The 12428-nt window shown below is 33.4% G+C and carries 11 protein-coding genes; 6 read left to right on the forward strand and 5 right to left on the reverse strand.

Annotated features, from left to right (window positions below; genetic code table 11):
- Positions 1-51: 51 nt before the first annotated feature.
- Positions 52-735 (reverse strand): response regulator transcription factor, encoded by a 684-nt coding sequence (locus FNW38_RS10645; RefSeq protein WP_143387556.1) that lies wholly within the window; start codon positions 733-735, stop codon positions 52-54.
- 176 nt (positions 736-911) lie between these two features.
- Between FNW38_RS10645 and FNW38_RS10650 the strand changes: the two genes are divergently transcribed.
- From FNW38_RS10650 to FNW38_RS10665, 4 genes are all read left to right on the forward strand, one after another.
- Entirely contained in the window at positions 912-3713 is a 2802-nt protein-coding gene (locus FNW38_RS10650; protein ID WP_143387557.1) for a TonB-dependent receptor, read from the forward strand.
- A 195-nt stretch (positions 3714-3908) separates the two neighbouring features.
- Positions 3909-5099 carry a hypothetical protein gene (locus FNW38_RS10655; protein ID WP_143387558.1) on the forward strand — a complete coding sequence of 397 codons (1191 nt, stop codon included), beginning with the start codon at positions 3909-3911 and terminating at the stop codon, positions 5097-5099.
- A gap of 118 nt (positions 5100-5217) precedes the next feature.
- Positions 5218-5556 carry a T9SS type A sorting domain-containing protein gene (locus FNW38_RS10660; protein WP_143387559.1) on the forward strand — a complete coding sequence of 113 codons (339 nt, stop codon included), beginning with the start codon at positions 5218-5220 and terminating at the stop codon, positions 5554-5556.
- A gap of 156 nt (positions 5557-5712) precedes the next feature.
- A complete protein-coding gene (locus tag FNW38_RS10665) occupies positions 5713-6693 on the forward strand; it encodes a LuxE/PaaK family acyltransferase (protein ID WP_143387560.1) in 981 nt (326 codons plus the stop codon).
- A 49-nt stretch (positions 6694-6742) separates the two neighbouring features.
- On the opposite strand, the gene tyrS is transcribed toward FNW38_RS10665, so the two are convergent.
- Complete coding sequence (gene tyrS / locus FNW38_RS10670) at positions 6743-8035, reverse strand: tyrosine--tRNA ligase (RefSeq protein ID WP_143387561.1); 1293 nt, start codon at positions 8033-8035, stop codon at positions 6743-6745.
- Positions 8036-8124: 89 nt separating this feature from the next.
- Between tyrS and FNW38_RS10675 the strand changes: the two genes are divergently transcribed.
- Positions 8125-9114: an NAD-dependent epimerase/dehydratase family protein gene (locus FNW38_RS10675; protein ID WP_143387562.1), complete on the forward strand. Its 990-nt coding sequence runs from the start codon at positions 8125-8127 to the stop codon at positions 9112-9114.
- Here the strand turns inward: FNW38_RS10675 and FNW38_RS10680 are convergent, their stop codons facing one another.
- The 3 genes from FNW38_RS10680 to FNW38_RS10690 are packed head-to-tail and all read right to left on the reverse strand — an operon-like array spanning position 9115 to position 11651.
- Positions 9115-9561: a DUF4296 domain-containing protein gene (locus FNW38_RS10680; RefSeq protein ID WP_143387563.1), complete on the reverse strand. Its 447-nt coding sequence runs from the start codon at positions 9559-9561 to the stop codon at positions 9115-9117. It abuts the gene before it with no gap.
- Between the two features lie 11 nt (positions 9562-9572).
- Positions 9573-10913 carry a dihydroorotase gene (locus FNW38_RS10685; protein ID WP_143387564.1) on the reverse strand — a complete coding sequence of 447 codons (1341 nt, stop codon included), beginning with the start codon at positions 10911-10913 and terminating at the stop codon, positions 9573-9575.
- A gap of 12 nt (positions 10914-10925) precedes the next feature.
- Positions 10926-11651, reverse strand: coding sequence for a polyprenol monophosphomannose synthase (locus tag FNW38_RS10690; protein ID WP_143387565.1), 726 nt, complete (start codon positions 11649-11651; stop codon positions 10926-10928).
- A gap of 105 nt (positions 11652-11756) precedes the next feature.
- Between FNW38_RS10690 and FNW38_RS10695 the strand changes: the two genes are divergently transcribed.
- Positions 11757-12428: a DUF4271 domain-containing protein gene (locus FNW38_RS10695; protein WP_143387566.1), complete on the forward strand. Its 672-nt coding sequence runs from the start codon at positions 11757-11759 to the stop codon at positions 12426-12428.

Here is a 12428-nt window from a genome sequence, read left to right on the forward strand (position 1 = left end):
TTATGCCTCGCTTTTAAAGCAATTTGTTATTCTTGTAAAAAGCATATCTAATTACACTTCAAATTTATAACCCACTCCTTTAATCGTTTTGAAAAAATCTTCTCCAATTTTTTCACGCAATTTTCTAATATGCACATCTATGGTTCTTCCGCCAACTACGACTTCATTCCCCCAAACTTTATCTAGAATCTCATCGCGTTTGAATACTTTTCCTGGTTTTGAAGCCAACAAGTAAAATAATTCAAACTCTTTTCGAGGCAAAGCTATTTCAACATTGTCTTTTCTTATTTTATATTCTTCCCGATTGATCTCAATTCCTCCTACATTAAGTGTTTCACTATTTTGCTCTTGCTCTTTCAAGCGGCGCAACAAAGCTTTCACTTTACTGACCAATAATTTTGGTTTAATTGGTTTTGTAATATAATCATCTGCACCAGCATCAAAACCGGCCACTTGCGAGTAATCTTCACTTCTTGCCGTCAAGAAAGTAATAATCACATTATTCAGTTCCGGAATTTTTCTAATATTTTCACAAGCTTCCATACCATCCATTTCCGGCATCATTACATCCATGATAATAAGGTCAGGCAATTCCTTTTTAGCTTTTGCTATTGCTTCTTTCCCATTAGCCGCCGTAACGATTTGATACCCCTCTTGAGCGAGATTATACCCTACAATTTCTAGAATATCCGGCTCATCATCTACTAATAGAATCTTCGTATTTTTTTTCTTCATAAAGCCCAAAAAATTATTTTTGAATTGTAAATGTAATAATAAATGAGCTACTGAAAAGGAGTTAACGATAATTTAATGTTCTGTTCATCTTGCAGCGCAAAACAAAACACAACCATAACAAACAAGTAACTTACGTTTTACATTTAGTCCATTACTTTGCAAAAAATTAAAACACAATGAAATTCAAATTAATATTTTTTACGTTATTAATAACAGCTATTTCTTTTTCACAGAATAAAGGTACGGTTTCTGGAATCCTAACAGATAAAGACTCAAACAATCAATCATTGCCATTTGCAAACGTACTTATAAAAGGAACCACTATAGGAACCAATACTGACATTGATGGCAAATACGCCATCGCTATTGCACCTGGAAATTATACTGTTCAATTCAGCTTTGTTGGTTATGAATCTGTAGAAATCCCTGTAACGGTAACAGCAAATGAAACAGTAACTTTGAATCAAGCAATTGGTTCCGGAAGTTACAAACTGGAAGATGTAGTTATAAAAAATACGGCAAGTAGAGAAAAAGAAACAGCCTTATTGCTAGACCAAAAGAAAGCAGTTGTTATCAAACAAAGTATTGGTGCCCAAGAAATGGCTCGTAAAGGAGTTAGCGATGTAGAGGAAGGTTTGACAAAAATAACCGGAATTACAAAAGTAGGCTCAAGAGGTTTATTTGTACGCGGACTGGAAGACCGATACAACAACTTACTGATAAATGATCTAGCTGCGCCAACTAACAATCCTTTCAAAAAAATTATTCCATTAGACTTATTTTCTACCGATATTGTAGGTGTTATTGAAGTATACAAAACTTTTAACCCAAACATTTATGGAGATTTTGCCGGAGGAACTTTTAATATACAAACATCTAAAGGTTCGAAAAGCGTAACTAAATTAAATATTGGAATTGGCTACACTGTAAATAACAATTTAGAAAAGTTTTTAATTTCTAAAGATGCTAATTCTACCAAAGGATTATTTGGCTTGACCGGAAACGACAGAAAACTTCCAGGATTATTGGGAAACAGACCTTCAAGTTACACGCTTACTGCAGATCAATCTTTGAGATCTTTTAAAAGTGGATTTGATGTTTCAAAAATCAATAGTCCTTTAAATTCAAGCATTGGCTTGCTTCATTCCGAAAAATTTAACCTGAAAGACGATAAGACTTTTTCTTACTTACTTTCCATCAATTTTGATAACAATTATTCTATTAGAAACGGAGTAGAAAGAACGTTCACTAACAATCCTTCCGGATTTACTTATAGAAACGACTTCGACAATACGGAATACCGATATAAAACATCGTTATCTTCTTTGGTAGGATTAAATTACACTACAGACAGACTGAAACTTTCTTATAATACTCTTTTCATCAGAACTACTGAAAATCTAGTTAAAGATCAATTTGGAGTAGCTGATTCAAACTCAAGCAACAATAACACTTTAATTAGAACCAATCAATTAGACGAATCTAATTATTTAAACAACCAGTTATTGGGTGAATATGCATTGAATGAAGATAAAACTCAAAACGTAAAAGCAGCAGTTTCGTATGCGATTACTAAATATGCACAACCGGACAGAAAATTCTTTTCAGGAACAAGATCAGGAACAGAAGATATTTTAGTTTCTGTTGCTGGAAATAATTTCATCAAACAATACTTAGATATTTCTGGTGATTCTTATTTTTCAGGATTAGCAGAGTACACTTTGAAATTTGGCAAAACTGAAAAAAATAATATTTTCACAGCTGGATATAATGGCAACATGTCTGACATGACCTCATCCTATCGTTTTATCACACCAATAAATAACAGCGCTCCAAATAGCTTCACCACACCATTGAATACTGTAGACACTCAATTGAATAACTACATCGCTTCAAATGCTGTTAGTTTTAGAGAAAGTTCTAATGCAACGTATCAGGCAAAATTAAAGGAATCCGCTAATGCCGGTTATGCTAACTTACTTTACAAATTTGGAGAAAAATGGGAAGTAAACGGAGGAATTCGTTTAGAAAGCACCATGCGAGAAACCAAATACAGAACTCAAGGTTCTTTCTCAGATCCATTTAAAACTTTAAAATATGACAACTTGTATGTTTTACCTGCTTTGAATGTAAAATATGGTTTGAATGAAAATTCGAATCTTCGTTTTGCCACTGGAAAAACATATACAAGACCAGTTGTAATGGAATCTTATCCTATTGAATATATCAATGCTGATGGAACTTCGACAAAAGGAAATCCATTTTTAGAAAATAGCAACAACTACAATGTTGATTTAAAATACGAATTGTTCCCAACATCAAAAGAAGTTGTTGTATTAGGATTGTTTGGTAAAAAAATTGATCAGCCTATTGAAAGAACATTCATCTCTAATGCTGCGAATTCAACCATCACAACCTATTTAAATTCTGACAATGCCGTTTTATATGGAGCAGAAATTGAATTCATATTAGATTTTGCAAGAATTAACGAACGTTTATCTGATTTCTCTTTTGGGTTTAACACTTCTTTGATGCACACAAAAGTAGATGTGAAGCCAACCACTACTGATAGTGACGGTAATGTGACAACATCAATCGAAACTTTTAGAAGCAGAGAACTTCAAGGAGCTTCAAAATGGTTAATCAACTCCGATTTAAAATACCAATTTAATTTAAGGGAATCCTGGAACAACACGGTTTCATTAGTTTATTCTGTATTTGGAAAGAGAATTTATGCAGTGGGAACAGGAGGATTAGACCATATTTATGAACTACCGGTTCAACAATTAGATTTTATTTGGAGTAGCAAATTATCAGATCATTTCGATTTAAAATTTAGTGCTGATAATTTACTTGATCCTATTCGCAAATCTGAACAAGGAAATAATGGAACTTCTTCCATTGTAGAACAATCAAACATAACAAACAGTTATAAAAAAGGAAGAGGCTTCTCAATAAACTTAGGATACACTTTTTAACATAATGCTTAAAACCAAAAAGCTCTAATTTATTTAGAGCTTTTTTTATGCTTAAAACTCACATAACACACTTAACATTCTCTTCACATTTTGGTATTTTTTTAGTAACCGTATTGTAATATTCAGCTAACACCCTTTATGAAGTTATCCTATAATTTTGACAAAAATAAAAAACAATAAATAATACAATAAACTATGAAAACTAAATTTTTTGCTTTAGCACTTGCTACAGGGTTATTTCTAAATTCTTGCTCAAGTAGTGATGATCCAACTCCTGTTACACCACCGGCAACAGGCGAAATCACAGGTACAATAACCGCAAATAAAACTTTTGCATACGGAAATTACACTTTAAAAGGTATTGTTAAAGTTGCTTCAGGAGTAACAGTAACTTTCGAAGCAGGTTCTACAATTACTGCAAACAAAACTACTGGAGACAACGCATTAGTTGTTTTAAACGGTGGAAAATTAAACATTAGCGGTACTGCTGACAAACCAGTTGTATTTACAGAAGCATCTGCAACTCCAGGTTCTTGGGGAGGAATCATCATGTACGGTGATGCTCCAATCAAAGCAATTGGTGGTGTGACTACTTCAACTTCAGAAGATGGAAACGCTTTACCATACGGAGGAACAAATGCTACTCACAACGGAGGTTCATTAAATTATGCCAGAGTTGAATATGCTGGAGCAAAATTAGCTGATGGAACAAAAGAAAATAATGGATTTACATTTTATTCAGTAGGTTCAGGAACAACATTAGACCACTTAGTTTCTTACAAAGGTGCTGATGATGGATATGAATTTTTTGGAGGAACTGTAAGTATGACAAACGCTATTTCCTATGGGAACTACGATGATGCTTTTGACTGGCAAGATGGATGGCAAGGTCAAAACAACTCTAACTGGTATGCATACCAAACTGGTAAAGGGAATTTCGGAATGGAGATTGAATGTTCAAATAATAACAATGCATTCTGGCCAAAAATAACTAACATCACTTTAAAAAGAGAAGCAGGATGTGTACCAGAAGTTGCTGGTGATATTCAAGTTGATGCTTTCCAATTCAAAAAAGAAGGAAATGGAGATTATAGTAACATCATTATCTCAGGATACGGAAATTATACTGAAGGAACAACTGTTTACAATGGTGCAGCAGTAAAAATCCAAGATGCCACTACAAATACAAATCAAGTTAATGGATCAAAATTAAAATTAACTAATGTGACTATCTCTTCAACTACTCAAGTTGTACCTGTAGGAGCAACTTCTGCAATTGTAGTTAATTTCCCAGTTGGTAATTTTACACCAAGTACATCTGCAACAGGTGCTTCATTAACTGCTGGTACATGGGCAACAGTTGGTGGTACTAGCTTGATTAAATAGTTTAAAACTAAAAAAGAATAAAATATATTACCTAAACACCTCTTTTTCTGAGAGGTGTTTTTTTTTGTGGTACAATATTTGAAATATTTTTTATATATTTACATAACAAATATTTATCATGGTAAAAAACTACTTTTATATTACTATCTTATTGGTTTTTTTCTTTTCGATGAGCCTCTCCGCTCAAGAGAATAAGCAACAGCCAAGAACACAAGAAACTGCTTCGATAGAGGGACTGAGTTTGTACCCAAATCCCGTAAGCAATGGTAAGGTTTACATTTCTTCAAAAAACGACTTAGATAAAGAAATAATTATCTTCGATGTTTTAGGAAAAAAAGTGCTCCAAACAATGATTAGTTCACGAGAACTAAATGTCTCAAATCTTACTCCAGGTGTTTATATCATCAAAATAAATGAAAATGATGCATCTGCTACGAGAAAATTAATTGTGCGATAATAATTATCACTGACAAATTCAAAAGCTCCAATTCTGTTGGGGCTTTTTTTATAATAAAACGCGGCTGGTTTTTACCAAATTGAGTAAAGCGCTTGCAAAGACTTTGAGTGGTAAAGTGCCTACAAATTTTTTACTTACTTTTGTAAAAAAAAATTCTTGATTCCAACTACCGATATATTTGCCATTTCAAGCCAAAAGCAATTTGAAAAAACAGCCTTAAAAGTGTTTCGTTTTCAATACGAAAATAACTTAGTGTATCAAGAGTTTTGTAATTTTTTGAAAACAGATCCCCATAAAGTAAAATCATTACATCAAATTCCCTTTTTACCTATTCAATTTTTCAAGAGTCACCAAGTAGTTTCTAATACAAACGCGATTGAAGAAACATTTACGAGTAGCGGAACAACCGGAATGATTACCAGCAAACATTTAGTAACTGACGCTTCCATATATGAGGAAAGTTATCGCAAAGGATTTTCCCTGTTTTACGGAAACATCGAAGATTATGTCGTTTTGGCTTTACTTCCTTCTTATCTTGAAAGAGAAGGCTCTTCGTTAATCTATATGGTTGAGGATTTAATTCAATTATCTAATCATCCGGAAAGCGGTTTTTATCTGCATAATCATGACGAACTTACACAGAAGCTTATTGCTTTAGACCAAGCCGGTCAAAATGTCATTTTGATTGGTGTCACCTATGCTTTATTAGACTTAATCGAGAAACATCCTTTTCAACTGCAAAACACCATAATCATGGAAACGGGTGGAATGAAAGGCAAACGAAAAGAAATGATTCGGGAAGAACTGCACGAACAATTGTGTAAAGGCTTTGGCGTTTCAGCCATTCATTCTGAATACGGAATGACCGAATTACTGTCTCAAGCGTATTCTTTAGGAAATGGCGTATTTGAATGCCCTTCCTGGATGCAAATCCTCATTCGTGACACCGAAGACGCTTTGACGTACATCCAAGACGGAAAAACGGGTGGAATCAACGTAATCGATTTGGCTAATATCAATTCCTGTTCTTTTATCGCCACGCAAGATTTGGGCAAAAAAAATCCCAACAACTCTTTCGAGGTATTGGGACGTTTTGATAATTCTGATATTCGAGGTTGTAACCTTATGGTTCTTTAGGTTATTTGTTTAATCGTTAAAACAAAAGAACAGATAAACGAATTAACAATTAAACCACTCTAACCACAAAATAATTTTTCTTTCCACTTTGCAACAATACAAATTGATTATTGATTAAATCTTTGGCTGAAAGCACAAAATCTTCTTTTACTTTTTCTTTATTTACGGATATAGAATTTGCAGTCAAAGCGCGTCTTGCTTCGCCATTCGATTTCATAAAACCTGTTTTTTCATTCAAAACAGCAACGATATCAATTCCTGCTTCGATTTCATTTCTGGCAATGTCTGCTTGAGGAACACCATCAAAAACATCTAAGAAAGTCGCTTCATCCAATTGTTTCAAATCATCTGAAGTAGAATTCCCAAACAAAATATTCGATGCTTTAATCGCATTTTCTAAATCTTCCGCCGAATGCACCATTATTGTAGTCTCTTCTGCCAAACGTTTTTGTAATAAACGTAAATGCGGCGCTTCTCTATGTTTTTCGGTTAAAACCTCAATTGCTGAATTCGATAAGAAAGTAAAAATCTTAATATATTTTTCAGCATCGACATCAGAGGTATTTAACCAATATTGGTAAAATTTATAAGGCGAAGTTCTTGCTGAATCTAACCAAATATTTCCACCTTCTGATTTTCCAAATTTTGTTCCATCTGCTTTTGTAATCAACGGACAAGTCAATGCATATGCTTTCCCACTTGCTATTCTACGAACTAATTCCGTTCCTGTGGTGATGTTTCCCCACTGATCACTTCCACCCATTTGTAGTGTACAATTTTTATTTTTGTACAAATGCAAAAAGTCATATCCTTGAACCAATTGATACGTAAACTCCGTAAATGACATTCCTTCGGCAGCTTCAGAAGACAAACGTTTCTTTACCGAATCTTTCGACATCATATAATTTACCGTAATGTGCTTTCCAATATCCCGAATGAAATCAAGAAACGAAAAGTTCTTCATCCAGTCGTAATTATTCACTAACTCCGCTGCATTAGCCGTATTAGAAGTAAAATCTAAAAAACGAGCCAATTGACCTTTTATAGCTTCTTGATTGTGACGCAATGTCGCTTCGTCAAGTAAATTTCTTTCATTCGATTTTCCTGATGGATCGCCTATCATTCCAGTTGCACCGCCCACTAATGCTAATGGTTTGTGTCCGGATAGTTGAAAATGCTTCAATAACATCACGCCTACTAAATGTCCAATATGCAATGAATCGGCAGTTGGATCAATCCCCACATACGCCACACGCATTTGTTCCATCAAATGTTCTTCTGTACCGGGCATAACATCGTGGAGCATTCCTCTCCAAGTCACTTCTTCAATAAAATTCTTCATCTTTTTAATCAATTTGCACAAAGATAGTTTTAATTGCATAATTTGAAAATCTATCGTTATAAAATCGAACAATCTATTATCTTTACCAAATGATTTTAGTCACAGGAGGAACAGGTTTAGTAGGCGCACATGTATTGCTTCATTTAATTGAAAGCGGAGAAAATGTCCGTGCTATTTATCGCGATACGAAAAGCATAGAAAAGACTAAAAATCTATTTAATTTATACAAAAAGCCTGGTTTATTTGCTACTATCGAATGGATTCAAGCTGATATTATTGACATTCCTGCGTTAGAAAAAGCTTTTGACGGAATTGATTACGTTTATCATTGCGCCGCTTTGATTTCTTTTGATCCAAAAGACGAAGATTTAGTTCGGAAAACCAACATTGAAGGAACCGCAAATATTGTCAATTTTTGTATTGCCAATACAATAAAAAAACTGTGTTTTGTGAGTTCAATTGCTGCCCTTGGCGATATTGCCCCACATGAAAATTACATCACAGAGGAAACCGAATGGAATCCCGAAAAGCCGCACAGCGATTATGCCATTTCTAAATATGGCGCCGAAATGGAAATATGGCGTGGACAACAAGAAGGATTGAACGTAATAATTGTAAATCCAGGCGTTATTATTGGTCCTGGTTTTTGGGAACAAGGAAGCGGACAACTTTTTATGAAAGTAAAAAAAGGATTATCATTTTACACCTTGGGAAGCACTGGATTTGTTGCCGTGACTGATGTAGTGCGAATCGCAACCCAGTTAATGAAAAGCGAAATTCGTAACGAACGTTTTACCCTAATTGCTCAAAATATGGTTTTTCGAGATGTATTAAATACTATTGCCGATGCGCTTAAAGTAAAAAAACCTACAATTCATGCAAAACCTTTCCTGATCGAGTTTGGCTGGAGAATGGACTGGCTTATGTCAACTATTTTTCAACAAAAAAGGGAATTAACCGAAGCTACAGCAAAGGCATCTTATTCTAGAAAAGAATACTCTAATGAAAAAATAAAAACGTTCTTAAAAACGGATTTTCTAGACATTCATCAATACATTAAAGAAATTTCAGCCTTGTAACTAAAGCCTTTTTCTTTGGTTGATTTCCAATGAATCTATCATTTTACTGGTTGGTGAAACTGACTTTTCAACTGGTTTTTTCTTCTTATTCTTCTTCGCTTCGGCCTTAATCAAAGCGGCTATTGCTGTTTTATTTTTAGTTAACCTGTCGTTTACTTGATCAATAATATTTGCATATTCTTCATAATTAGAAGCATAATACGTATTGCTTTTAGCAAATTGCAGACTGTCAACCTTGTACTTTTTATAAATATATTTTTTAGGATTTATTTTAAATGTATCCAAAGAGGTCGGATTTTGATATTTAATACCTTCCAAAAGCGATAAATCATACATAATATTAACCATTTCGTCTTTTTCTATAAGACGATTTGGTTTCTTTACGGTCTCATCCTTACAGCTTACAAGTACTAAAAAAATCGCTAAAAGTGATATTATTTTCTTCATATTCTGCCTTTTTATCTATCAAATAACAATCGTTTACCCGCACGAATTTCTTTTACTTTAAAAGCCGTATACACTAATTGTCCGTTTACAAAAGTATGTGTTATTCTGGATTTAAAAGTAAATCCTTCAAATGGTGACCATCCACATTTAGAAAGAATATTTTCTTTTTTAACACTCCATGGCAAACCTGAGTTTATAATCACCAAATCCGCATAATAGCCTTCTTTTATAAAACCACGCTTTTCTATTTTGAAAATCTTGGCCGGATTATGGCACATTTTTTCGACAATTTTTTCAATGCTGATTTTACCTTGATGATATGCTTCAAACATTGCTACAACAGCATGTTGCACTAATGGACCACCAGAAGGAGCTTTTAGATACGGTAGTTTCTTTTCTTCCAGTGTATGTGGTGCGTGATCGGTGGCAATCACATCAATTCTGTCATCAAGTAACGCTTCCCATAATACTTTTCGGTCATTAGCAGTTTTTACTGCAGGATTCCATTTTATTAAATTGCCTTTGGTTGCATAATCATCATTGGTAAACCATAAATGATGAATACAAACTTCGGCAGTAATTTTCTTGTCTTCCAATGGAATTTTATTGGTAAACAAATCCATTTCTTTTGCTGTAGAAAGATGGAAAATATGCAAACGCGCACCTGTTTTTTTAGCAAGAGCAATCGCTTTTGAAGAAGATATATAACATGCTTCTTCACTTCTAATTAGATGATGAACCGTTACAGGAACATCTTCTCCAAACTCTTCTTTGTATTTTTCTAAATTATTTTTGATAGTCGTTTCATCCTCACAATGAACCGCAATAAGCATAGGCGTACTAGAGAATATTTTTTCTAAAGTAGCTTCATTATCCACCAACATATTTCCAGTTGAAGATCCTAAAAATATTTTTATTCCCGCAACATTCTTCGGATTTGTTTTTAGAACTTCTTCTAAATTATCGTTTGTTGCACCCATCATAAAAGAATAATTGGCATAGGATTTCTCTGCAGCAATTTGATATTTTTCTTCTAAAATTTCTTGAGTTACCGCATTAGGAACCGTATTGGGCTGCTCTATATAAGAAGTAATTCCACCGGCAATCGCAGCTTTAGATTCTGATTCTATATCGCCTTTGTACGTAAGACCCGGCTCCCTAAAATGAACCTGATCGTCTATAGCACCCGGAATTAGGTAATTCCCTTCGGCATCGATGATTTTACATTGAGAAGATTTTGCGCTAATGCTTTCTGCAATTTCAACAATTAAGTCATCTTCAATTAATACATCACCTTCAAAAATCGTTCCTTCATTTACTATTTTGGCATTCTTAATTAAAATCCTGTTCATCGTATCTTCTTCTTATAATGTGTTGACTAATTTTTTTAATCTAAGTGAAATAACCCCAAAAACTGCTTCAACAATTATAGAGTTACTCATTTTGGATTGTCCTTTTGTTCTATCCGTAAAAATGATGGGAACCTCAACAATTTGGAATTTCTTACAGTAGGTCCTGTATTTCATTTCAATTTGAAAGGCATATCCAACAAATTTTATCTTATTTAAATTGATACTTTCCAGCACTTGTCTTTTGTAACAAACAAAACCTGCCGTGGCATCATGAATTTTCATTCCGGTTATTAACTTAACGTAAACGGATGCAAAATATGACATTAACACACGACTTAAAGGCCAGTTAACCACATTTACACCGGTTACATATCGGGAACCAATTGCTAAATCGGCATCTCCTAAATGACAAGCATCATACAATTTTTCTAAATCATTTGGGTTGTGCGAAAAATCAGCATCCATTTCGAAAATAAAATCATATTTACGTTCCAAAGCCCATTTAAAACCATGTACGTAAGCGGTTCCTAACCCCGATTTTTTAGCTCTTTTTTCTAAAAACAATTTGTTTTCAAATTCAGACTGAAGCATAACTACTTTATCCGCAGTACCATCAGGCGAATTATCATCAATAATAAGAACATGAAAAGGCTTGTGTTGAGAAAGCACTGTTCTGATAATGCTTTCGATATTTTCAATTTCGTTATAGGTAGGAATTATAACAATACAATCGTTCATATTTTGAGTAATTTCAACGCAAAAGTAAACTTTTTATGCCATTTGATTCATAATAAATTTATAATAAAAAAGAATGATGTAAAAAATTAGTAATTTTGTATCGCTATGATTGAACATGTACTTCATCCAAGAATAACCGAAAATAAAGACTGGGCTACGCTTTTATTTGTGTTGTCTTTTGCTATTATTGCTATTACCAAATCCGTTTTTGAAAATCGTTTTGGTGATTTTGCAAATTTAATTTTTTCAAATAAATACACCAAAATATACAGAGACAGCAGTCACCTTAAAAGTGGCTTTACCGTTTCCTTGTTTTTTGTTCAGGTTATTTCCTTTGCATTTTTTATTCAACTGGCTTTGAGTCATTTTGGCTATGCTTCAAAAACAGATTGGATTCTATATATTCAAATAATTACTTTCCTTATATTTTTTGTTTTATCAAAATATTTAATAGAAAAAATTATTGGCACAGCATTCAATATAGAGGAATTTGTGGAACAATTTAACCTTCAAAAAGTAACTTACAGGACCTATATTGGATTATTTATACTTCCAATCAATATCATTTTGTTCTATTACGACACAATAACAAGAAATATTCCATTATTTATTATTTCTATAATATTGATAATAAACATAATAACATATTTAATTTCAATAAAAAACTATCAAAATTTAATATTCGGTAAGTTGTTTTATTTTATTTTATATCTTTGCGCACTTGAAATAGCCCCCTATTATTTTATGTATTATTGGTTTACAAAAGGGAGCGCGTAG

The sequence above is a fragment of the Flavobacterium gawalongense genome (genome assembly GCF_007097265.1).
GTDB lineage: Bacteria > Bacteroidota > Bacteroidia > Flavobacteriales > Flavobacteriaceae > Flavobacterium > Flavobacterium gawalongense.